Genomic DNA, 23,039 nt, shown 5'->3' on the forward strand with positions numbered 1-23,039 from the left:
CCGGCCGCCTTGATGTCGCGACCGGCCGTCTTGCCTGCGTCGCCTGCCTCATGGCCGCCAACGCCCTCAACAATCCAGCCTGAGGTTTCGTCCTCAAACAGGCTCTCAGGCAGCCACGGGCCGCAGAGGAACAAGGCGCGCGCGGCGACGGCTGCGGCGGCGATCTCCGCCGGCTCGGCCTCGAAGGGGATCCGCAGCGAAGGCGGATCGACCGGTACGACGAGATCGACGCCGCCCAGGAGGGCCAGGACCCGCCTCCGGTCGGCGACGAGCGTCTCGATCCGCTCCATGAAGTGCCGCACCGGACAGGGCACTTCGTCGAGACGCCTCGGCAGGGCCAGCGCCGTTTCGTCGGCGGCGGGCGCGTCGGGCGCGCCCGACGAGAACACGAGCCGGCCCCGGAGCCACCGCGCGACCGGGCCGGCCCCGACCTCGCGCCAGCACAGGGCGGACAGGTGCGTACGATGACGGCCGGGCCGCTCCGAGGCGAGGATCCGGACCTCCTCGAGGACGTAGGGCAGAGCCTCCAAGGAACTTCTCCGGACTCGCTCGACGATGTCGGCGCTTGGCACCGGGCAAGAAATCATGATAGCTCCATTGCATCGTAAGAAGGAATGGTTCTGCGATCCAATGTCGTCGGAATTGACCCGTCGTTCCTTTATGAGGGGCCTCGCCTCCTCGATGGTGGCGCCGGCAGGCGCCGTCACGGGGCTGCCGGTCGGCGCCTATGCGGCCGCGGCGCTCTCGCTGCCGGCGCTCGTCGCGCTACTGACCGAGGACGCCGCCGCGGACGCGAAGTCGATCCCGCTCCGGCTTCACAACACGAACACCGGCGACAAACTCGCCATCGATCTCTTCGTCGGCTCCAACTGGAACCCGACCGGGCTCGTCCAGGCCGACTACATGCTCCGCGACTTTCGACAGAACCTCGTCGTCCAGAACGATCGACGTCTGTACGCCGCTCTCTACGTGCTGCAGCGCGCCTTCGTCGGCGACGGGTACGTGAAGGTCAATTCCGGCTATCGGACCAGCGCGACGAACGAGATGCTCCGGCGGACGGGCGTGGGTGCGGCGCGCGAGTCCTTCCACACCAAGGCTCGTGCGGTCGACTATCTGATCCCGAACCCCAACGCCACGCTCTCGGAGATCGCCCGCGTCGCCAAGGGGTTTCACATCGGCGCAGTGGCGCTATACAACAACTTCATCCATATGGATACCGGAGACCCGGACAGATCCTGGGGCATGAAGTATTAGGCGACAGCCATACCTGAGATAACCAGGGCTTGTGCTATGACGATGCCCTGTGCTCAAGCGCCCTCCGCCCTCAAGGTCCCGCAGCGGGCGGACCACGGTCGGATGCGGTCTCCCTGAGAATTCCCGTAGATTGTGGCTTGCGACGGCTCGGTGCAGGCTCGGAGCCCAATGCGATCGGAGGCTCCCGTGTCGGCACGGAATTCGTTTTTCAGAACCCTGCAGCCCTTCCGGTACTACCGACAGGCCGGACAAAGTCCTTCCAATACCTGGATCGGACGATCCCAAGCCATCACTAACGTTCACCACGCCCTCAACGCGGAGCCTGGAGACGAATTCCATGCTCTCGTCGGCGGACTCTACGTCGCCGATCGGCGGGACGGCGCGCCATCCGCGGCACCGGCGCGGCTCTCGCCGCCCAAGCCTCCCCTCGAAAAGGACTACGGAAGCCAGCCTGCGGACGCGGTGCTGAGGGACATGGTCAATCGCGGGCTCGTCGAAGAGATCCCGCGCAGCGAAGCCAGGGCAGTCGACTACGCCTCGGCGCGAACGGCCGCCTCGGCACGACTCGCGCCGCACCGGCCCGCCGTGATCGAGTTGGTGCCTTCGCCGCAGATGGTCGCCTTCCGCGAACGCGTGGCCGCTTTCGCCGCCACGCTGGAGGAGTTCGGAGCGAGGATCGCTTGGCGGGATCTCGGCGAACGCCCTTCGGTCGTGCTGCTGGCGGATCTCGGCAAGGACGGTCGGATCGGCGTCGAACACATGCACCTCGCCGACTTCCACGTCGTGGACGTGCCTTCCGCCTTCGAACCTGCGTGGCCGCCTGGCAGCGAGCATTGGGGGCCGGAAGGCAGGGCCTGCATCCGGCTGCCGAAGGATGCCGACCTGCTCTCGATCCTGGACGAGGTGCTCGCGAAGGCAGGCGCCGAACCGCATCCCGATGCGGCGGTCCTCCAGGGGCCTCGTCCGTAGGGGGCCCAGGGCCGAACCTCGGCCTTGCGCATTGCGGGTTCCTCGCGAAGGATGAAGTGGACGCAAGGAGCGCCCCATGATCGATGCCTTCGCAAACCCCGAGACCGGACTGTCTCTGGCCCACGATCAGATCGAGCTCGACCGCGCGGAGACGATCTTCCTGCGCAACGACGGTCGCATGGCGATCCGCCTCGACGACGGAACCGTATCCCGGGTTCCGGGTCTGCTCGCTCCTTCCATGATGGCGGATCTGAAGGACGGAATGTCGGTCCGGCTGTTCCGGGTCCTCGGTCGCCATGTCGCCGGCCAAGTCACGGCGCGCCTGCGTTTGGCGGCGGCCTTCTAGCCCGATCCGGCGTAGACGCGGAACTCGTCGCCGCTCGCGGCCCAACCCCGCGAGCGGAGATCGACGGGGCGGTCCTGCATCCCCTCGGCAGCTGCCGCTAGCTGGAGGCGGACGGTTTCGGCCGCTCCTCGCCGATCCGGCCGCTGGCCCCTTCTTGCGCCTTGCATCGATCCGACCTTTCCTTCGTTCAGGCGCGATCGCGACAGTCCGTTCCCATCCGTTCGAAGGAATTGATCCATGTCCCTCGAGATCGACCAGGAGGTATTGGCCGCCCTGGAGGATGACGACGCGGACAAGCTTCATGTGCCGAAGGAATTCCATGTCGGCGAGAGGGACCGCGCCTACAACAATGACTGGATCATGGCCTTTTGGCGGGAGTACTTTCAAAACAGTACTGACGCGGGCTCAAAGAATATCAATATTACCATAGGTACCGGAACGCCGAAAGGTTTCCACAAGAACGACCCCAGCGCCAGGGAAATTACGCGCGTGGTCTTCGAGGACGACGGCAGCGGCATGCCGATGGACGTCGTGCGCCACGTCTACTTTTCGGCCGGTGCCTCGACCAAGAAGGGTCAGGACGTGATCGGCGGTTTCGGGCGCGCCCGCATCCTTCAGGCCTTCAGCCAAGTCCGCTACTCCATCAGGACCCAGGACCTTCTGGTCGAGGGCGACGGCAGCGAATACAAGGCCTACCACGTCGAGGAGGCGGTCCGCAGGTTGGCGCTTTGGGCCATGAACCAACGCTCCCGCGCCGCACTGGCCACTACATCGGATGACAAGGCCTTTCTGGAGGCGGCCGCCGACGCGAGATACGCGGACGCCGCCGCGCTCGCGGCCGCCCCGGGCTTCTTCAAGGGCTGCCGCTTCGAGGTCGACCTCGATCCGCTGCATGGCGACAGGGCGTCCCGCCGTCCCACCATCGCGATGATGCAGGAGAAGCTTGAGGCATATCTCACCGAGAGCGATCTGCGTTGCCGCATCGTCGTGAACGGTGTCGAACGCGTCCGCCCGGCTCGCAAGCGAGAGGCGCGCAGGGACATCCTGGCCACCCTTGAGGAGCGGGAGATCCCGGACGCCTGGAAGGACAACCCGCACATCAAGCTGCTGGACCGGCCGGACGGCAAGAAGGACGTGGCCTTCGGCAGGATCCTGGTCTCGGACGAGACGGGAGAGGATCTCGTCGTGCGCGTCGCTGGCGCATCGATGTTCAAGCGTACGATCTACGGCAGCCCCAAGAAGCTCGTCATCGAGATCGAGCCGGCCATCTCGCGGGAAGTGCTTACCTCGAATCGCGACGGTCTGAAGGAGGCTTATCAGCGGGCCGTCGACCATTTCGCGAAGATGATGTCCACGGATGCTCGGGCCGCTTTGGAGAAGAAGGAGGCCAAGCACTTCACGGTCCTGGCCGGCGGTCGCGGGCGGCGCGTCGCCCGGCGCCCGGCGATGGACTTCTCCGGCAGTGTCCACGTCTCGGGCGCCGCCACGGAGGACGGAGTGCAGGGGGAAGACCCGCCCCCGACGTCGCCGCGCAAGCGCGACTACGTCGGCTTTCAGCGCTGGCAGTTCGACGACTTCCTGAAGGACGGCATCGGCGGCGTGCCCCGCGCCGATTTCGCGGCGTTCTTCGACGCCCTCAAGGCGTCGCCGGCGCTGGAGGCCACCTTCCTCGGCACTTGGCATGACGGCACCCAGGCGAGCAACTTCCTCACCACCCTGCAGCGGAGCGGCGAGAGCGCGGCCCTCGAGGTCGCCGACGGCGCGATGCTGGCCTTCCTGTGCAACGAGTTGCGGGACCGCCGCCTGCAGGCCGATCTCGCAGAGTCGCGCCGACACGCCGACAAGCTCAGCGACCTTCACGACGTTCCGATCCTCAAGGAGCACCTGAGGCCGGACGCGGAGCGCCTGGGTGCCGAGAAGGCCAAGGAGCGCCGGACCAAGCTGCTCTCGGCGATCGGCCGCGCCGATCCGCGCAACTGGGATCCCGCCAGCGGCAAGGGCATGAAGCCGCGTAAGATCCTTGCGATGTGGCAGGTCGCGGTCGACGCCTGCGTCGAGCTCCTGATGCAGACGCAACCCCGGCAGAAGCCCTTCCCGTACGCGGCCGGCTTCTGCTTCAGCCATCCCTCCTGGCAGTACCAGCCCCATACCGGCGAGGACGGCTGGGTGAACGCGCTCGCCAAGTACATGCAGCCGGACAGCGCCGACGAGACCCGCTACTTCCTCCTCAACCCGCTGCAGGACGAGGACTTCTCCCTGGCCTTCAACCCCTCGCAGCCGAACGACCGCGCCGAGCTGATCTCGCTCGCCATGCACGAGGTCGCCCACGTGGTCGCGCCCGACAGCCACAACGAGCGCTTCGCCGGCGCCCTGACATTCATGCTCGGCAAGATGACTCCCGCTTGGTTGCGCCAGGTGAACCGGTCGATGGACGCCGCCGTCTCGGCGGTCGACGTCGTCTTCGCCGGCGCGCGGACCCGCATCCAGGCCCTCGACGACGAGCCGGGCCCGCGGCCGGGGGAGGTGCTGATGACCTGCCTGCCGCGCGACATCGAGGCCGCCGCCAGCCTGCGCGGCCCGGACGGGACCTCGGTCCTGGACTGCGAGCGCCTGGACATGCTGGAGTCCGAGGTCGTCGGCCCGCCGCCGGAAGCCCTCGCGGCGGCCTGCGCACCGTCTCCCGCCATGTGAGGTGCCCGATGCCCCGCCAGCCGCTGATCGACGTCGAAGGGCCGGGCCCCAACACCCGGATCTCCTGGACCTACACGGACGGGAGCAACCACAAGCACACGCACCGCTCGGTCTACGCCGGCCGGATCTCCGTCGGGCAGGCCGCCGTGCTGGTCTCCAAGCTGACGCAGGGCGGCGAGTTCGTGCCGGCCGACGTCGGCATGTCCATGCTCCAGCTCGTCGTCAACGGCTTCTGGCACCCCACGCTCGACCACGCTTGGCACACCCTCGACGCGGTCGAGGTCAGCCGGGAGTCGCCCGACGCCGATACGGACCTCGTCGTCCTGGTCGAACGCTGGGCCGCCCTCAAGGAGTGGGACCCGGACGCCGCCGAGGAGAAGCTCTCGGAGGAACTCGGCCCCCCGCCGGACCAGGACGACGAGGAAGAGGATGCGGACGAGCCGGCATCGCCGGCGCCCGCCGCCTGATCGGAGCAGGACGGACCATGTCGGACATCGAGACCTACATCGAGGCCGCCGAGGCGCGCGGCCGCGGAAGCCGCGCCGAGCTCGAGGCGCTCAGGGCGATCGTCGGGACGATCGGCGGCCTGCTCGGCGAGGCGGAGCGCGCCGCCGTCGCCATGGATCCCCGGGTCGAGGACAAGCTCGAATTCAACCTCGACGAGGGGCAGTCCGGCCTGGATCGGTCCGACCCCGAGACGTGGCTCCTCGCCGCCCGTCAGCACGGCGCGGACGAGGATCCCGACCACGAGTTCGGCGACCTCCAGGATCTCGCGCGCGCCGCGTGGGAGCGGATGGGGTCGGCGGACGTCGCCCGCTTCGGGGCCACGGCAACCGCCCGGGATCTCGTGCCCGCCGCGGCCGCGCCGACGGCCTGACGATCAGAGGTCCATCAGCCGGCCCGCCTCGTTCGACAGGGCGGCACCGGCTTGGTGGTACCCGACGACGGACTGCATGCTCTTGTGACCGGAGAGCTGCATCGCGTCGAAGATGTTCTTCCCTTGCCGACCCGACTCCGTGATGAAGCCGGAGCGGAGGCTGTGTCCTCCGAACGCCTTGGGATCGAGCCCCGCGGCAGCCGCCCGTCGCTGAACGACCCGCGCCACGGTCCGGTCGCTCAGCCGGCGGGTTCCGATCCGGCCGTCCCGCTCGACCCGTCTGAAGATCGGCCCGTCCGATGCGCCGACGATCCCGAGCCACGCGCGCAGCGCGCCGGCCGCGCGGCCGGCCACCGGCACGGTCCGAGTCGAGCCTTCCTGCTCCGTCTTCGTGATGCCGACATGGAAGACGTATTCCCCGTCGACCTCCTCCAGCATCTCGATCCTGGCCTCCGCGACCTCGGACCGGCGCCGACCGCCGGTGGCGAAGGCGAATAGGATCATCGCGTCGTCGCGGATCTCCGCGGCCGTAGGCGCGGCCTTGTTCGCGAGAAGGGTCTGGACGGTCTCGCGCAGCGCGGCCTTCTTCTTCGTCGGGCGGAAGCCGCGCCTCGCCGCCGCCTTGCGGGCCATGCGCAGGGCTTCCTGCACGGGCCCTCCCGAGAGGGGGGAGGGGTACCCGTTGCTGCGATGCCACGTCGCCACCCAGGCCATGCGCCGGGAGATCGTGGAGATCCTCAGACGACCGAGCTTCGCCTTGACGCCGGACGCGACCAGGGCGGCGTCCACCCGAGGGTCGAGGCCTTCCGAGTGGTCGACGACGAAGCGGATCAGGATGTCCGCCCGGATCGGCAGTTCGGGCTCGCCGAAGCCGGAGATCTCGTACCAGGAGCGGAAATAGCGTCGGTCGGCCGCGTACGCCCGATCGGTGTTCTTCGGAGTGCCGTCCTCGACCATGCGGGCGAGCCGGGCGCGCGCCTCCGGTCCGTCGAAGGCATGCGCCGCCGCCCGACCATCGACCATCACGCTCGGAAGCGCCCCCGCAGACACCGTCAACCTCCTGATTTCAAAGGAGGATGAGGCGCGGCGCTGACAACCGCAAGAGAATGGAGCGGGAAACCCTCGAAGAAGGCTCGCAACGGAACGGAAGCGCGTTTACGTTCCGTTAACGGATACCGGTTATTAGCCCTACCGAAGCCTGAAATGGGCGCCGGCGGGCCGCTGCCCGCCCCTGGGCGGACGGGCGATCGGAGCCCAGGTCCGGCTGTCCGATAATCTCAGTTATCGGACATGCGGCCGACCGACCCGCCCCGCGGGGGTCCCCAAAAATGGGGACTAGGAGGCCCCGGCGGCCGCCGGTATACCTGCTTTCAGTTTCTGAACCGATCCTAGTAAACGGAACGCAAGGGACGATACGTTCCCTTGGTACGGCGGGGCCCGCCCTTTTTTCCAGGGCCTCGACGTCGGTGTTCCGAAGGCGGACTTCCGTTGGTCGCCGGGCCTTTCCCCCCGTCGACAGTCGAGGCGCTCCGGCGCAACGACCGATCCGTGCATCCGTGCCGGGTCGAGGACGACATCGGAAACTCTCCCGTCTTCAGAGCGTGCGGCGCCCGACCCCTCGGGGGAGGAGCTTCCGCGACCGGCCGTTGGCGATTTTCAGACCGCTCTGCTCATCTGAACCCAACGATACGAATCAGGATTTTCCGATGCCGATCCCGACCATCGCTCTCGTCGCCCCCTCCGCGCCCAACATGATGGGCGAAGCCATCCAGATCCTGTCCGCGACCTTCCGCGAGATGATCTCCCTTCAGTCGACCTCGTTCCACGTCGTGGCGGTCGACAAGCCCGGCATCACGTGGCGCGAGGCCCGCGACATGGACAACGCCGTCCCCTCGGCGGAAGCCGGCGACATCGTCGTCGAGGTCGGCGAGGGACAGGACCTCGAGGCTCTCGCCCGCTCCCGCACCCTCAGCGACCTCGTCTGCGCCCGGATCGTCGGGCAGGTGCTGTACGAGCGCGAGGCCGACGCCGACCACCGGGGCGATGAAGGCAAGCTGCTCTTCACGACCGCGGCCATGCTCCTCCTGCTGTCGAACCGGGACGACTGGCGCGTCGCCGCCGGCCCCAACGAGTGGGGGCACGTCTATCTCTACGACGGCATCGTCGATCACGCGTTCTACAAGACGTTCGACGAGATCGACGGCCGCCGCACGCTCCAGCACGTCTGCGACTTCGAGAAGCGCATGGAGCCGATGCTCCTCGCCATCGAGCCCATCGTCGCCGAGTGCTTCGAGGACAGCGCCCAGGGCTGGTACCCGCTCCCGCACCTCGCCGGCACGATCGGCCAAAGCATCCGCGAGCTCGTGGCCTTCGGCCTGAAGCACAGCGGCCAGGAGATCCAGCCCGCGCCCGCTCTGGCCGCGATCGCCTGAGACGCTCCGTACCGCCGACCGACCCGGTCCGCCTGGATCGGGAAAGCCCGGGACCCAGTCCCGGGCTTTTGCTATCGAAGGAATGAATCGGCGTACGAAGGAACGGCTCGACAACCCTCCGGATCCGGGTCATCTCGGATGCATGGCCCTCTCCATCGAAGCATCCGTCCAGGCCGCACTCCGTCGGACGGTCTTCCACGCCGGACGCGCCTCCGCCGCCTACGACGCCTCCGGCCTCGGCGTGGCGATCGACGCGTTGAGGCGCAGACGCGAAGCCTTGTGGACCACCGAGGCCGAAGGCTTCGCGCCCGTCGCCATGGAGGAGCTGTGCCGCCTGCTCTCCGAGGACGCGGCCACCCACGTCGGGAAAAGCGCCCGCTTCGCGAGAGCCGCGCATGCCTCCCTCGTCCGCGAAGCCGGCCTGCGCCAAGCGGCCATCGGCCCGGCCGATCTGTTCGACCTCGCCGACGACATGGCGGCGGGCCTCCTCGGCGGCGGCCGCTCCCTCCGTCCCGACCCGGCCAACCTTTCCGATGCCGGCGTCGAGACGGCGGCCGACATGCAGGCCATCGTCCAATCGATGGCCGAGGCCCTCGCCGACGCGGAGCGGAGCGGCGAGCCGGCCGATGCGGCCGAATTCCTGCGCTGGGTCCTGCGACGACCCGATCTCAACCAAGCGGATCGCCACGCCCGCCGGCTCGTGCGCGTGCTGTCGCTGCGGCTTTCGCAGCGGACGATCGGCTTCCCCGCAGGACTGTCCCGGGGCCTCGCCCAGCACCGGGGCACGCTCATGGATACGGTCGAGGATCGCGACGTCTTCCTGCGCATGCTGCTCGCCCATTGGCAGCTCGATCTCGAGGCCACGGGCCGCCAGATCGGCGACGTGGAGCGGCTGCGCCGCAACCTCGTCGAGGACGTCCACCGCCGCTACCGCCGCCGATCGCCGCTCGTCGAGCCGATGGTCGACTACCTGCTCTCGAACCCGGTCTCCTCCATCGGCAGCGCGGCGCGGACCCTGGACATCACCGGGCGCGGCGCGGGTCTGATCTTCTCCAGGCTGACGGCCGCAGGCATCCTCCGACAGCAGGACGAGAAGCAGAAGAACCGCACGTTCGTCTGCCCGCGCGCCGCGGAGGCGGTCTGATGCCCGGGCCGCTCGACGACGTCCTCGCCTCCATCGGGGACGCGCTGGACCGGGTGCGCGATCTCCAGGCCGAGAGGGCTCCCGACTGCGTCTCCATCCTCGACGTGCTCGTGACGGCCGATGCCGACGATCTCGTCGTGGAGGCACTCGGATCGGACGGCGAGACCGTGACGCCGGTCGCCCGCGTCTCGGCGGCGGCGCCCCGCGACGCCGCCAGGATCGCCCTGACGCACGCCCTGACGCGGCTCGTGGCCCGCGCGATCGAGATCGGAGACCGCTGACGATGAAGCGCCTTCTCGCCGCGCTGGCGATCGCCCTGGTCCCGACGGCGGCAACCGCCGAGAGCAAGGAGTTCGCCCGGCTCCGCAACGTCGCCATGGACAGCGCCCACCGCGGCGCCGTCGTCGAAGCCTACGCGGCGGCCCGCGGCATCATGGCCGGACGGCACGCGATGGACGGGAGCTTCCTCTCGGGCATGATCGCCCTTCGCTACCTGAACCGCGCGGACCTCGCGGCCGAGCACTTCAAGCAGATGGCGATGCTGACGGACGAGCCGGCCGAGAAGTCGAAGGCGGGCTTCTGGCTCGGACGGGCGCTCTCGGCCATGGGTCGTTCCGAAGACGCCGGGAAGGCCTACCACGCCGCCGCGCAGCACGCGCACACCTTCTACGGCCAAGCCGCCGCCGCGAGAGCGGGCGTCAAGATCGAGCTGCCCGCCGCCGCGCGACGGCTCGCGACGGCGGGCGACGTCCAGGCGGCCCTGGCCACCACGGAGGGTCAGCTGGCGAAAGCGGCCCAGGCGGCCGGCGACAAGGCGGTGCGCAACGCGGCCCTGCGGCGCATCGCTTCGGGAGACGCGCGCCGGCTCGTCATCGGCTGCGGCGTGGCGAACGAGATCGGCGCCTACGACTACGCGGTCGATCTCGCGCGCCAGGGCGAGCGGAGCGGCATCTCGCTGGTCGATTGCGGCTGGCCCCAGGTGCGGATCGGGTGGACCGATCCGCGAGGTCCGCGCGAGCTCGTGTGGGCGGTAGCCCGCGAGGAATCGAAGTTCGACCAGATCCAGACGAGCGGGAAGGGCGCCCAGGGGTTCATGCAGGTCATGCCGGGGACCGCGCAGCACGTCGGGCGTCGGGCAGGCGTCGCCATCGATCCGATCCAGATGCGGATCAACCGGGACTACAACGTGGCGGTCGGATCGAACTATCTCGCCGGGCTGCTGGCGCAGTTCGCCGGCAATCCCGTCCTGGCGGTCGCCGCCTACAACGCCGGCCCGCAGCGCGTGAACGAATGGATGGCCGCGCGCGGAGACCCTCGGACCGGAGCCGTCGACGTCATAGATTGGGTCGAGGAGATCCCGTTCCTCGAGACCCGCAGCTACGTCAAGAAGGTGGTGGCCAACTATCTGGTCTACTTGGCGAAGAAGAACGTCCAGTCAGCATCCGCCGGCAACTGAAACCGGCCCGATGCGCAAGGCGCTTCGACCCGAGCGCCGCCGAACCTCGGGCACGCGGGACGTTCCCCGCGGCGTCGAAAACCCGAACGGCGCCGACCGCCCCGCTTCGCGACGCTCCGCCTACCAGCGTCGGACGGAAGGAGCGCTCGGCGGATGCTCGGGCGACGCCTCGCCGTATTCGATCGGCGGCGGGGGAGCATATCCCAGCGCCGCCGCGGGCGGCTTCCTCGCGACCGGAGCGGCGGAATAGACGTCGTCGGCCACCGTCACGATTGCCGGCCCCGAGCCCTGCAAGCCGGCCTGAGCGGGCGGCCGGACCGCGGCGAGAGACGGCTCCGGAGACTGGGCCGGCGGCTGCGGATGGATCGGCGTTTCCGAGGGCGCCGCCGGGGCGGCGGGCAAGGGCGCCCGGGCCTGGAACAGGGAGGCGAAGGGGTTCCGCTCGAAGCCCGCGGTCGCCGCAGGCGGAGCCTGCGGCTCGGGCTGAGACGCGACGAGGCCATCGTTCGGTTCGGCGCCCGGAAGGGCCGCCAAGTCCCGTCCGGCCCGCGCGGACGCGACCACGTCCGCGGGAACGGGCTCCCCGATCCGCATCGAGGGGACGAAGCGGTCAGCCGCGGCGATCGTCCGCTCGGCGCCGCCGTCGGCCTCGATCAAGAGAGCGAGATGGCGTCGGTCGAAGGCGATCCGCGCACCGGGGACCGAGCCCGCCGTCGGAATGGGGCCGGAGAGCGCACGGGAAAGCCTCTGCTCGTCAGCGCCCGGAACCAGACGCGCCACCGCCTCGGGGTCCTGAAGGAGGAGCTGGTCGCGCCCGAGCCGAGCGACGGCCATGCCGACCTTGCGTCCACCGCTCCGGACCGCCAGGACGGTGCCTACGGCCTGCCGGTCGACCGTTCGCGCCCTCTGCGGATCGTTCGGATCGAGACCTGCCACGGCGAAGATGCGGCGCACCTCGGCATCGACCTTGGACGATCCGGCCGGCGGATCGGCCGGCGAAGCCCGCTGGGTCGTTCCTACGCCATGCTGCGATACGCAGCCTGCGAGAAGTGCGGCGGCGGCAACGGTCAACGAGAGTCGGACGAGCGGTCTCATCGGTTCCGGCTGTCCGCTCCATTCCTTCGCACGGCATCGACCACAGCATGGAACCGCATGTGGATCAAGGCCGCAAAGGAATGGGATATTGCCGGAACGTTAACCGCACGGGCGGTTCCGGTCCCTTCGGTGTTTCGCAAGGAAGGCCTCCGGTGTAGCATCCGACCATGCGCCGCCTTGCACCAACGCTTCTCGCACTCCTCGTCGCCGGGCCGGCCGCCGGCGAAGTCGATCGGGACCCGGCCCTGGGCCCCTGGTGGAGCGCGCCATCCGTGCAGCTGGCCTTTCAGCCGGAGGAGAGCGACGGTACCGGAACGGGCAGCTTCCTGCTGCCGTTCGTCGACCTCGACCGCACGGGCGACGGGTACCGGGTCTCGCTGACGTCGCAGCGCGTGACGCCGGACGAAACGCTGCCCATGCCGGAATGCGAGACGTCCGGATCGGCGGGCGTCGTCGGGGCCGGACGCCTCGTCGGCGAGGTCGGGCGCTACGGACGCATCCTCTTCAGCGACCAGGGAGGCGGCGTCGTGCGCATCGACTTCGAGCGTACCGAGGGATGCGCCCGTTCCGGACGATATCTCGCCACATGGACTGCGCCGCACTGAAAGGATTCGATCGCGATGACCCTCGTCCGCCCCCTCGTCCGCGCAGTCGCTCTGCTGCTGCTCGCCGCCTCGGCCGCGACGGCCCAGTCCATCACCCGGGAAGGACCCGAGAAACCGGCGATCAAGCTGGAATATGCGAAGCGGGCCGCCTCAGACGCGGAGTACTCCCGGTTCTGGCAGGACGCCTTGTCTCAGATCCCCGCCGCGGTGCTCGACGGCGCCAAGGTCCCGAGCGAGATCTACGCGACCAGCGTCAAGTTCCCCAACGGTCGCACGCTGACCTTCACCATGCTGGCCGCGCCCGCGATGTGCGGCAGCCAGGATTGCGCCGAGCGGATCCTCGAGGATGGCCGCCTGATCTATGCCGGGCAGGTCTGCACGAACGTCGAAGGTCACTTCGTATCGACCGACGCCGACACGTTCGTCGCCTGTGGACGGCCCTACGCGATCCCGCCCAAGCGCTGAGGCTCGAACCGTTCCTTCAAGGGAGGGCTGGCATTCCGCGCCGACTGGCTGCAAGCTTGCGACTGGTTCCTTCCTGAGGACATCATGAGGCTTGCTGCGTTCCTTCTGTCCGCCGCGCTGACGGTGAGCGCCGGCACGATCGCGGCTGCTCAAGGCGCGACCGACGCCGGGGGCGCCACCGGGTCGGGCGGCTCGCAGAATTGCGGCGCGGACGCGTTCAAGAGCAACGTGGCCGGAAGCGAGTCCCAGGGTTCGGGCGGCTATCAGGCGCAGAACCAGTTCGGCTATCTCGGCAAATACCAGATGGGCGAGATGGCCCTGATCGACGCGGGCTACGCCAAGTTCGACGGAAACAGCGGCAACAACCAGATCACCTGGACCGGCAAGGACGGTATCAATTCGAACGCCGATTTTCTCGGCAACGCCGCCGCCCAGGAGAACGCCTACAATGCGTACCTGAGCAACGGCTGGTCGCAGATCAAATCCTTCGGCTTGGACAAGTATGTCGGCCAGAGCTACAACGGTACGACGATCACCGAGTCGGGCCTTCTCAAGGGGATGCAGTTCGGCGGCGTCCGGATGAAGCAATTCTTCGCCAACGGCATGTCCTGCTCCGGGGGCGCCGGCACCGACGGCAACAACAAGTGCATCGGCGACTACATCACAAGCGGCAGCGGATTCGACGTCTCGTCGATCACGGGCGGCTCCGCCGCGTCGGGCGGCTCATGCGGAGGCGGTGGCGGCAACGGCGGCGGCCAAGGTGGGCAGAAGCCGAACGACCAAGGCAGCACGAACGCGGAATCGCGCACCTGCCCCCCGACCATGCAGATCATTCAGGGGGTCGATTGCGGCCGGTTCCCCGCACGGATCCAGGCCTTCTGCAACACCTACAAGCCGTATCTCATGACAATGCAGAAGTGCCAGGAGGCCGAGCGGTGGGCCAAAGGGCGCGGCACGGGGCAGCATCGCGACAAATGCGCGAAGCAGTCCGACGCCCAGGGCACCATGTCATGGGGCTACGTGCTCGCGTGTTCGAAGGCCAAGGATGAGCCGGCGTTCAACTCGGGCAACCAGCTCAACGACCTCGACGGCAAGGGCGGCGGCAACGGTTCGGGCACGAGCTCGGACGGCTCTCCTGCGACCCCGGCTGGGAAGGCCGACGATCCGGGCTGCTACGACCGCCTCGAGAAGATGGGCGTCAAGTTCACCAGGCTGAACAAGATCACGAAGTCGGCGGGCGGCTACAACTGCGTGGTTCCCACCGCCATGGCGGTCAAGAGCTTCTCCCGGACGACGCTGTCGAACCCCGGGGTCATCCTGAATTGCAACACGGCCGAAGCCTTCGAGAAGCTCTCCTCCCAGATCGGCGTGAGCAAGGTGACCTCCCTGGGCGGGTTCGTCTGCCGAGGCATCCACAACGGATCCGCCAGCGCCCGCAGCCGCCTGTCCGAACACGGCGAGGGCGTCGCCTTCGACGTGTCGGAGTGGCAGGGAAACGGGGGGACCTGGAGCCCTTCCTGGACCACGCGCTCGCATCCGACGTATCTCGCGGTGACGTCCAGAGGACCAGGCGCCGGCTTCCGCTGCATCCTGACCCCCTGGTGGTACAAGTCGAAGGCGAACCCGCTGATCGTCGGGCACATCCACCTGGGGACGCGCGACAATTGCGCGCCGAAGATCTGAAGCGATGAAGCCGATCCGCATGATCCTGGCGGTCTTCGCCCTCGCGGCGGCCGCCTCGCCGACCTGGCCGGCGGAACTCGAGCTCCCGGCCGCCAGCAACGTCCCGAACATCGAGGAGCTGGAGAAGCCGGGCGAGGTCGCCGGCAACCCCGAATGGACCGCCGACGACATCGGCATGGAGATCGACACGTATCTCGCCGAGGACCGTGGCTTCCAGGTCCTGGAGATGTTCATAAGGCAGGATCCGACGGCACCCGACTACGTCCTGGTGCGCGACGGGCTCCTCGGGCAGATCCTACCGGCACTGGCTGAGAGCAACCCGATCGGCCTGTCCTTCGTGCCCGTCGATCTCACCGGCGACGGCCTCGACGAGATGGTCGTCCAGATCACCTGCCCGTCGACCTGCGCCGACACCGAGGGGTGCCGCACCATCGTCTTCTCGTTCGACGACGAGAAGACGTGGCGCATCCTGCTGGACGTCAGGACCCAGGAAGTGGCGGTCAAGCGGGGCTGGGACGAACAGCCGAGCCGGATCGCGACGATCTCCGAGAAGGACGGCGTGCGCTTCCACCGCTACGAGGACGGTCGCTTCGTCTCCTACGAGAACGTCCGCCGCAGCCACGACGAGATCAGGCGCGCTTCCATGTCGCCGCCCCCCGTCCCCAAACCCTGAGGCCCAGCCGCTTCACCACCGGCCAGCGTCCGATCATCATCCGAAAGGCCCGGGGCGATTCGCCGACGGACGAAGCGTCATCCCGGGCCGGATCACGGGGAGGGCGCTGCGATGGGTCGCTTTCTGCAGGTCGGGGACGAAGGGGCGCCGGAACCGCGCCTGCTGGCCGCCGGCCCGGAACGAACGGTCCTGTCGGGCAGGATCGTCACCCTGGACGGCTCGTCGACGGTCCATCCGGCGGGGTTCGTCTGCATCGAAGGCGACACGATCGCGGCGGTGGCGGGCGACGCCAAACAGCTGCCGGCTGAGTTCGGCGAACTGAAGCCGATCCGAACGCAGGGCACGATCTTTCCCGGCCTGATCGAGCTCCACAACCACCTGCCCTACAACATGCTGCCCCTATGGGACGTCCCGCAGCGCTACACGAACCGCATGCAGTGGCGGAACGACTACGCCCGCTACGCCCCCGAAATCCGCTGGCCGGCCAAGGTCCTCGGATCCAACCCGGATCTCGACTATCAGCGCGCGATCGCCCGCTACGTCGAATGCCGCGCCCTCTTCGGGGGCACGACGACGGCACAGGGCCTATCGCGCAGCGACGAGTTCTATCGAGGCCTGATTCGCAACGTCGAGGATCCCGGAGAGGAGGGATGGCCCGTCGCCCACGGCCGGACGGACGACGCCCGGCCCCGCTTCATCCGCGAGGACATCCTGGAGAAGCTGCGGGAATCGAGGCCGTTCTTCTACCATCTCGCCGAGGGCACCGATGCGGAGGCTCGACGCCGCTTCCTCGATCTCGACATGGGGAGCGACGGGTGGGCCATCGATCGCCATCTGATCGCCATCCACTGCACGGGCCTGCGCCCGGAGGACTTCGGCAGGCTGTCCGCCGCGGCCGGCATGGTCTGGTCCCCGCTGAGCAACTTCCTGCTCTACGGCCGGACGGCCCACGTCGAGGCGGCTCTGAAGGGGGGCGTCCGAATCGCGCTCGGCTCGGATTGGAGCCCGAGCGGCAGCAAGAACCTGCTGGGCGAGCTGAAAGTCGCCAGGATCGTCGACGAGGAACTCGGCGGACCGTTCGGGTGCGAAGCGCTCGTGCGGATGGTGACTTCGACGCCTGCGGCCATGCTGGGCTGGGATGGGTTCGTCGGTTCGATCGAGAAGGGCAAGCGCGCGGACCTTCTCATCCTGGCCGGCGACTTCGAGGAGCCGTACGAGCAACTCGTCTCCGCCGTCGAGAACCAGATCCTCGCCGTCATGGTCGCGGGACGCCCGAGGCTCGGACGCCGCGGCCTTCTGCATTTCGCTCCGGAGCAGCAGGAGACCGTCCGGATCGGCGGCCAAGCCTACACGCTCGATCTCGCGGAGGCTTCCGGTCCCACGCTCAACGGTCTGTCGCTGGCGAGCGCGGTCGCGAAGCTGACCTACGGCCTCGCCAACATGCCGGAGCTCGCGCGGACGTATGCGGCGGACACCTGCTTCCTGGTCAGGCTCGCGGAACAGGGGCGGTTGCCGAAGGCGCTGCTGGATGCGCCCTGGGGCATCGAGCTGGAGCTGGACCCCGACCTCGGGAGGCTCCGGGAGAACTGCGACAAGGCCTCGGAGATCGACCAGACGCTGATCCGGCGCCTGTCCCTGCCTCCACTCACGGAGATCGACGATCCCTCGTTCAGGGGCCGGATCCGGGACAACGTCAATCTGCCGGCCTTCCTGCGCGATCGGCTCTGACCGGCCGCCCTCGGACGAAGACGGGCACCGGGAACGTCTCCGTTCCGCGATGCCCGTCTTCGTCCCGATGGGACTACTTCGCCGCCGGTTCGGCGGCGATCTTCAGCACCGAGACGATGCTCTGCTTGCCCTCGAGCGCGAACGCCCGGGTGCCCTGGGTGCCGCGGGCCATGATGGGCACCTCCGCCGCGCTGGTGCGGAAGGTCTTGCCGGCGTCGGTCGTGACGACGAGCACGTCCTGCTCCTCGACCGGCATCAGGACGACGAGATCCCCGGTGCGTTCGGCGAGCTTGGCGGCCTCCACGCCCTGGCCGCCGCGGGCCGTGATCCGGTAGGCGTGGCTCGACGTGCGTTTGGCGAAGCCGTTCTCCGTCACGCTCAGGATCAGCTGCTCGGCCTCCTGCATCGCGAGCATGCGGTCCGAGGGCAGGTCGAACGTGGCGGGCTCCCCCGTCGTCTCGTCCTTCGTCCGGGTGCTGCCGCCCGCGAGGTAGGCCTCCCGCTCGATGCCGGTCGCCTCGAAGTGGCGCAGGACCGAGACGGCGATGACCTTGTCCTTGCGGCCCAGGGAGATGCCGGCCACCCCGACGGAGTCGCGGCTCTTCATGACCCGCAGATCGCCCACGTTGAATCGGCAGCACATGCCGTCCCTGGAGGCCAGGGCGACGTCGTCCTCGGGAGAGACCAGGAGGACGGAGACGAGTCTGCCCTGGGTCTCACCGTTCTCGTCCTCCAGCTTGATCGCGACCTTGCCGCCCTTGTTCACGCGGGCGAAGTCGGAGGCGTCGTTCCGGCGGATCGTGCCGAAGTCCGTGACGAAGATCAGCGACAGCTTCTCCAGCGCGGCGCGGTCGTCGGGCAGGGCGACGATCGCCTGGACGCTCTCCTCCGCCTTCAGCTCGAGGAAGTTCACGAGAGCCCGGCCGCGGACGTTCGGGGCCGCCTCGGGCAGCTTGTGGGCGATCTCCGAGTGGGCGAGGCCGCGGTTCGTGAAGAACAGCAGAGGGGTCTTCGTGGTGCAGACGATGGTCGTGGCGACCGGATCCTCGACGGCCTCGTCCGCCGCCTTCTGACGGCCGAGATAGACCGGGAGATCCATGCGCTTGACGTAGCCGCCGGCCGTCACCGTGACGACGATGTCCTTGAGCTCGACGAGATCCTCGTCGCTGAGAGCGTCGAGGGGCGAGTCCTCGATGACGGTCCTCCGCCCTTCGGGGAAGGCGGCCCTGATCTCCTCGAGCTCGCGGCGGACGACCCCGTCCAGGACCGCCTTGACGTTCAGGATCTCCAGGTGGCCGCCGATCTCGACGGAGAGTTCGCGCGCCCGCTCGGCGATCTTGTCGCGCTCCAGGCCGGTCAGACGAGAGAGGCGCATCTCGAGAATCGCGCGGACCTGCGCATCCGAGAGGCGGAAGGTCTCGCCGACGGGCACGTCCGGATCCACCTCGCCCAGCAGCTGGGCGAACCCGCCGCCGGTGGCGAAGTCGAGCGCGAGCAGCGCCGCCCTGGCCTCGTCGATGTCGACCGAGGCGCGGATCAGAGCGACGATCTCGTCGATGCGCAGCGTGGCCGCGTAGAGACCGATCTGCCGGTGCAGGTCGTCCCGCGCCTTCTCCAGGCGATGCATCGTGCGCCGGCGGACGACCTCGCGCCGGAACTCGACGAACTCGCCGAGCACCTGCAGCACGCCCATGGTCCGCGGACGGCCCCGGCTGTCGATGCAGGTCATGTTGACGTTGAGGTTCGTGACGAAGTCGGTCTTCTCGCGCAGCCGGTTGAGGACCACGGCCGGGTCGGCGTCCTTGCGCACGTCGATCACGACCCGGATGCCGGCCTTGTCGGACGATTCGTCCCGGATGTCCGAGATGCCCTCGACCTTCTTCTCCTCGACGAGCTCGGCGAGCTTCTCGACGAAATCGGACTTCACGACGAGGTAGGGCAGCTGGGTGATCACGATCCTGCGGCGCCCGGCCTTGCCGTCCTCCAGGGATGCGACGCCCGAGACGCGGATCGCGCCCCGCCCCGTGGCGAAGGCTTGGCGGATGCCGGCGCGGCCGTGGATGACGCCGCCGGTCGGAAGGTCGGGACCCGGCATGACCCGCATGATCTCGTCGAGCGTGACCGCCGGGTCGTCGAGCCGCAGCAGGCAGGCGTCGATGGTCTCGCCGAGATGATGGGGCGGGATGTTGGTGGCCATGCCCACCGCGATGCCGATGCCCCCGTTGACCAGGAGGTTCGGAAAGCGGGCCGGCAGGACGACGGGCTCCTTCAGGCTGCTGTCGTAGTTCGGCCGGAAATCGACGACGCCTTCGTCGAGATCGGCCACGAGGTGGGCGGAAAGCCGCGCCAGCCGGGACTCGGTGTAGCGCATCGCGGCGGGCGGATCGTTGTCGATGGAGCCGAAATTGCCCTGCGGGTCGATCAGCGGGTAGCGGAGCGACCAGTGCTGCCCCATGCGGACCATGGCGTCGTAGATCGCCGTGTCGCCGTGCGGGTGGTACTGACCCATCACGTCGCCGACCACCTTGGCCGATTTCACGTGTTTCCGGTCCGCGGTGAAGTTGCTCTCCGCCATCGAGAACATGATGCGCCGATGGACCGGTTTCATGCCGTCGCGCACGTCCGGCAGGGCGCGCGCCGTGACGGTCGACATCATGTAGCTGAGGTAGGACTCCTCCATCTCCGCCGTGAAGGAGATCCTTTTGGCGGCTGCGGCGCCGTCCTCGACTTCGGGGTGACCGACGTCCGTGCCTTCGACTTCCATCGCCGGGATGCTCCGATACCGAGATCGTTGGTGCTGCGTCAGCCGCGCAAGGCGGCGAGGGGGCGGGCTTCGGCGGTCCCGGACGGGAACTCCGCCTGCATGCGCCCGCCGCCCTCGACCACGGAAAGGGTTGCCCTGCGCGGCTCGAAACCCGTCTGCCCAGGCACGGCCGGGTTCAGGCGGGCCATGGATGTTTGGTAGTCGAAGCGCGGGACGGCGTTGGGCGCAAGCTTTCGGGCCGACCGGATCTCGAACGTGGCGCCGATCTCCATGCCCATGCTCTCGCAGATGATGTCCGCGTCTTGGATCTCCGACCCGGCTCCGATCAGGACCGCGACGGCCCGCACCGAACCGCGGAAGCTGCCCATGAACTTCGCCACGTCCGCATGAATGACGCCGTCGACGCACCCGCCCGACAGAACCCGCACTTCGCGGGCGTGGATCCGACCGACGGCAGTTCCTTCGACGAGGACCAGGCCGTCGTGGACGAGGTCCCCCCTCTGCTTGGAATGGGGACCCACCCGCAGCACCGCCAGTTCGCCGGTCGTCGTCGTCGCCGACGTCATGACTTCTTCTCCCGTGACACTGCGGACGAGCTAACGTCGCTTCGGCCGGGGTGTCAACGTTTCGTTCCTTCGTTGGCGGATGCAGTTCCTTGCGTTGCACCCCTCGTCGGGCAATGCGATGGTGCTGCGGCAAGGAACGGTGACATGCGTACGATCGGACTGTTCTCCGGGTCCGGCTCTCTGGAGGCCGGGCTGGAAGCCGGTGGCCACGAGTGCCGGATGCTCTGCGAGGTGTCGCCGTCGGCACGCCGCGTCCTCGCTTCGCGTTTCCCGGGCGTCCCCGTCGAGCACGATGTGACCGCGCTTCGCGTCCTGCCCGAGGCCGACCTGCTGGCCGCGGGCTTCCCTTGTCAGGACCTGTCCCTGTCCGGCGGCAAGGCCGGCCTCGACGGCGCGCGGTCCGGCTTGGTCCACGAGATCTTCCGTCTCATCGATGCGAACCCGGTACCGAACGTCCTCCTGGAGAACGTGCCCAACCTCGTCAGGATGCGGGGCGGCCGTTGGGTCGCGGCCCTGGCCGACGCGTTCGAGGACCGCGGCTATCGTTGGGCCTACCGCATCGTCGACGCCCGATGCGCGCTTCCGCAGAGGCGGGAGCGCTTCTTCATGCTGGCCTCGCGGACGATGGACCCGTCGCAGGTGCTGTTCGCCGGCGACGTCCCGGCGCCGGCCCTTCCGTTCGCGCTGGGGCGCGATCCCGCGGGCTTCTACTGGACCCGCGGAGCCTCCGGGCTGGGCTGGGCTCCCCACTGCACGCCTCCGATCCAGGGCGGTTCGGCCAAGGGCATACCTTCGGGCCCGGCCGTCCTCCTTCCGGATGGACGCGTCGTGAAGGTCGGCCTACGCGACGCCGAGCGTCTTCAGGGGATGCGGGTCGGCGAGACCGAGGCGGCGGGCGGAGAGGAGCACCGCTGGCGCATCGTCGGCAACGCCGTCGCGCTGCCCGTGGCGGAATGGATCGGCCGTCGCTTGGCCTCGCCCGGCCTCGCGCAGCCGCCCTCGACGGTTCCGTTCGGGAGCTTGGTCGGCTCATGGCCTACGGCGGCCTGCGGTGGTCCCCGCGGAGGACGGCACCGGGCCGCGATCGGTACGCTTCCCTTCTGGCGCCCGCGCGAACGTCTGGAAGCCTACCTGCCGGACGCCGAACCTCTGTCGCCCCGGGCCACCCGCGGCTTCCTCGCGCGGGCGGCCCGGGGTCGCATGAACTTCGTCCCGGGCTTCCTCGATGCGGTGTGGAGCCATCTCGTGGCGGTCGAGCGGTCCGCGGGTGGCGGGGCGGATCTGTTCGGCGCGGCCGCCTGAGGCCGGCTCAATCCATCGTCACGGTCGCCGAGACCTCGGCGATCTCCGAGATCCGCAGGACCAGGCGCTCGTCGATCATCTCGGCGGCGACCTGAAGCATCGGCTTCGAGGGGTCCCGATGCGCGATCTGGATGTGGCTCACGCCCCGCGGTGCCGATTCGACGACCGTCTCCCAGACGTTGGGAAGGTTGAACAGGTGGGTGGCGCGGAGCGAGACCTCGAAGGCCCCCGTGGCGTGGTTCCGGCAGTAGCGGTCCCCCAGCTCGTTCCTGGAGACGATCCAGGCGTCCTCGATCTGCCCGAACTTGTTGGGTATCGGCTCGGCCACGATGATCGCGCTGGCGGACCGGTCGAACAGCGACCGGAAGATGGTGGGCTTGTCCTCGATGAAGTGGCAGAAGATCACGATCGACAGGGTTTCGATGTCCCTGGAGGTGATCACGGGCAGGCAGAGATACCCCCAGAGCGTCCCGTCCCGCTCGTACTCGTCGAAGCACTGGAAGTAGGCCGGCTCGAACTCCTTCGTGCACCGGTCGAAGACCTCACGCATGCGGCGCTGGATCGGCGAGCGCAGCTCGGACAGGGTCTTGCCCTGCATGCCGAAGCCCACCTTCTCCTGCAGCGCCTTGCCATGATGGAAGTAGGTGTAGTCGCGTCGACCCTTCAGCAGGACGATCGCATGGTCCGCGATGCCGGCCTGGGGCTTGTGCCAGAAATCCTCCACGAGCGGGTCGCGCTCCGAGCGGATGTGCTGCCATTGCAGGGCGAGCGCGCGGACCGTCTCGTTGTTGGCGACCTTCGAGACGGTCGAGCCGTGCCAGTCCTTGACCTGCTGGCCGATCGTGACGGTTGACAAACGACGCTCCCGGAACGCCCAAACGGCACTCCTTCGACTGCCGGAGGCCCCCGGCTCCGGGGTTAGCCGATGGGTTTTGTCGAAGCAACAAAGACCCCGCCGCGCCACCCGGCTTCGGCCCCCGTCGGTAAAC

22 protein-coding genes are annotated in these 23,039 nt (G+C 68.6%); 16 read left to right on the forward strand and 6 right to left on the reverse strand.

Going from position 1 to position 23,039, the window contains the following annotated elements:
* The coding region (locus MFF56_RS25425; RefSeq protein WP_238231532.1) for a hypothetical protein at nt 1–572 on the reverse strand (572 nt) is incomplete at its 3' end.
* On the opposite strand from MFF56_RS25425, the gene MFF56_RS25430 reads away from it, so the two are divergent.
* The 6 genes from MFF56_RS25430 to MFF56_RS25455 all read left to right on the forward strand — a co-directional run bounded on the left by MFF56_RS25430 (nt 556) and on the right by MFF56_RS25455 (nt 6,137).
* Nucleotides 556–1,254 carry a YcbK family protein gene (locus tag MFF56_RS25430; protein WP_238231533.1) on the forward strand — a complete coding sequence of 233 codons (699 nt, stop codon included), beginning with the start codon at nt 556–558 and terminating at the stop codon, nt 1,252–1,254. The two genes, MFF56_RS25425 and MFF56_RS25430, sit on opposite strands and share 17 nt — an antisense overlap.
* A 186-nt stretch (nt 1,255–1,440) precedes the next feature.
* On the forward strand, nt 1,441–2,223 hold the full coding sequence (locus MFF56_RS25435) for a hypothetical protein (protein WP_238231535.1): 783 nt from the start codon (nt 1,441–1,443) through the stop codon (nt 2,221–2,223).
* Nucleotides 2,224–2,299: 76 nt separating this feature from the next.
* Entirely contained in the window at nt 2,300–2,569 is a 270-nt protein-coding gene (locus tag MFF56_RS25440; protein ID WP_238231536.1) for a hypothetical protein, read from the forward strand.
* A gap of 237 nt (nt 2,570–2,806) precedes the next feature.
* The gene (locus MFF56_RS25445; protein WP_238231538.1) at nt 2,807–5,260 is read left to right on the forward strand and encodes an ATP-binding protein; all 2,454 of its coding nucleotides are present in this window, start codon (nt 2,807–2,809) and stop codon (nt 5,258–5,260) included.
* A gap of 8 nt (nt 5,261–5,268) precedes the next feature.
* Nucleotides 5,269–5,727 (forward strand): hypothetical protein, encoded by a 459-nt coding sequence (locus tag MFF56_RS25450; protein ID WP_238231540.1) that lies wholly within the window; start codon nt 5,269–5,271, stop codon nt 5,725–5,727.
* Nucleotides 5,728–5,744: 17 nt separating this feature from the next.
* Nucleotides 5,745–6,137: a hypothetical protein gene (locus tag MFF56_RS25455; protein WP_238231542.1), complete on the forward strand. Its 393-nt coding sequence runs from the start codon at nt 5,745–5,747 to the stop codon at nt 6,135–6,137.
* Between the two features lie 3 nt (nt 6,138–6,140).
* Here the strand turns inward: MFF56_RS25455 and MFF56_RS25460 are convergent, their stop codons facing one another.
* Nucleotides 6,141–7,187, reverse strand: a complete 1,047-nt coding sequence (locus tag MFF56_RS25460) for a site-specific integrase (RefSeq protein WP_238231544.1) — start codon at nt 7,185–7,187, stop codon at nt 6,141–6,143.
* A 656-nt stretch (nt 7,188–7,843) separates the two neighbouring features.
* Between MFF56_RS25460 and MFF56_RS25465 the strand changes: the two genes are divergently transcribed.
* The 4 genes from MFF56_RS25465 (at nt 7,844) to MFF56_RS25480 (ending at nt 11,169) form a co-directional block, all read left to right on the forward strand.
* A complete protein-coding gene (locus MFF56_RS25465; protein WP_238231545.1) occupies nt 7,844–8,569 on the forward strand; it encodes a hypothetical protein in 726 nt (241 codons plus the stop codon).
* 142 nt (nt 8,570–8,711) lie between these two features.
* On the forward strand, nt 8,712–9,713 hold the full coding sequence (locus tag MFF56_RS25470; protein WP_238231547.1) for a hypothetical protein: 1,002 nt from the start codon (nt 8,712–8,714) through the stop codon (nt 9,711–9,713).
* Nucleotides 9,713–9,994: a hypothetical protein gene (locus MFF56_RS25475; RefSeq protein ID WP_238231549.1), complete on the forward strand. Its 282-nt coding sequence runs from the start codon at nt 9,713–9,715 to the stop codon at nt 9,992–9,994. The genes MFF56_RS25470 and MFF56_RS25475 overlap by 1 nt, the downstream gene beginning before the upstream one ends.
* A gap of 2 nt (nt 9,995–9,996) precedes the next feature.
* Nucleotides 9,997–11,169 (forward strand): lytic transglycosylase domain-containing protein, encoded by a 1,173-nt coding sequence (locus tag MFF56_RS25480; RefSeq protein ID WP_238231551.1) that lies wholly within the window; start codon nt 9,997–9,999, stop codon nt 11,167–11,169.
* 120 nt (nt 11,170–11,289) lie between these two features.
* Here the strand turns inward: MFF56_RS25480 and MFF56_RS25485 are convergent, their stop codons facing one another.
* Nucleotides 11,290–12,264, reverse strand: coding sequence for a hypothetical protein (locus MFF56_RS25485; RefSeq protein WP_238231553.1), 975 nt, complete (start codon nt 12,262–12,264; stop codon nt 11,290–11,292).
* A 167-nt stretch (nt 12,265–12,431) separates the two neighbouring features.
* On the opposite strand from MFF56_RS25485, the gene MFF56_RS25490 reads away from it, so the two are divergent.
* The 5 genes from MFF56_RS25490 (at nt 12,432) to MFF56_RS25510 (ending at nt 17,418) form a co-directional block, all read left to right on the forward strand.
* Nucleotides 12,432–12,869, forward strand: a complete 438-nt coding sequence (locus MFF56_RS25490; protein WP_238231555.1) for a hypothetical protein — start codon at nt 12,432–12,434, stop codon at nt 12,867–12,869.
* A gap of 15 nt (nt 12,870–12,884) precedes the next feature.
* Nucleotides 12,885–13,334, forward strand: a complete 450-nt coding sequence (locus tag MFF56_RS25495; protein ID WP_238231557.1) for a hypothetical protein — start codon at nt 12,885–12,887, stop codon at nt 13,332–13,334.
* A gap of 84 nt (nt 13,335–13,418) precedes the next feature.
* Nucleotides 13,419–15,017, forward strand: coding sequence for an extensin family protein (locus MFF56_RS25500; protein ID WP_238231559.1), 1,599 nt, complete (start codon nt 13,419–13,421; stop codon nt 15,015–15,017).
* Nucleotides 15,018–15,021: 4 nt separating this feature from the next.
* Nucleotides 15,022–15,690, forward strand: a complete 669-nt coding sequence (locus MFF56_RS25505; RefSeq protein ID WP_238231561.1) for a hypothetical protein — start codon at nt 15,022–15,024, stop codon at nt 15,688–15,690.
* 111 nt (nt 15,691–15,801) lie between these two features.
* Nucleotides 15,802–17,418, forward strand: coding sequence for an amidohydrolase family protein (locus MFF56_RS25510; protein ID WP_238231563.1), 1,617 nt, complete (start codon nt 15,802–15,804; stop codon nt 17,416–17,418).
* A 73-nt stretch (nt 17,419–17,491) separates the two neighbouring features.
* Here MFF56_RS25510 and gyrA read toward each other — a convergent pair whose 3' ends face one another.
* Together gyrA and MFF56_RS25520 are read right to left on the reverse strand one after the other, a co-directional pair.
* Nucleotides 17,492–20,182: a DNA gyrase subunit A gene (gene gyrA, locus MFF56_RS25515; protein WP_238231565.1), complete on the reverse strand. Its 2,691-nt coding sequence runs from the start codon at nt 20,180–20,182 to the stop codon at nt 17,492–17,494.
* A 38-nt stretch (nt 20,183–20,220) separates the two neighbouring features.
* Nucleotides 20,221–20,748, reverse strand: coding sequence for a bactofilin family protein (locus tag MFF56_RS25520; RefSeq protein WP_238231567.1), 528 nt, complete (start codon nt 20,746–20,748; stop codon nt 20,221–20,223).
* 144 nt (nt 20,749–20,892) lie between these two features.
* Between MFF56_RS25520 and MFF56_RS25525 the strand changes: the two genes are divergently transcribed.
* On the forward strand, nt 20,893–22,050 hold the full coding sequence (locus MFF56_RS25525; RefSeq protein WP_238231569.1) for a DNA cytosine methyltransferase: 1,158 nt from the start codon (nt 20,893–20,895) through the stop codon (nt 22,048–22,050).
* A 7-nt stretch (nt 22,051–22,057) separates the two neighbouring features.
* On the opposite strand, the gene MFF56_RS25530 is transcribed toward MFF56_RS25525, so the two are convergent.
* On the reverse strand, nt 22,058–22,906 hold the full coding sequence (locus MFF56_RS25530) for a hypothetical protein (RefSeq protein ID WP_238231570.1): 849 nt from the start codon (nt 22,904–22,906) through the stop codon (nt 22,058–22,060).
* Nucleotides 22,907–23,039: the final 133 nt, after the last annotated feature.

It is taken from the genome of Methylobacterium hispanicum, from assembly GCF_022179285.1.
Classification (GTDB): domain Bacteria; phylum Pseudomonadota; class Alphaproteobacteria; order Rhizobiales; family Beijerinckiaceae; genus Methylobacterium; species Methylobacterium hispanicum.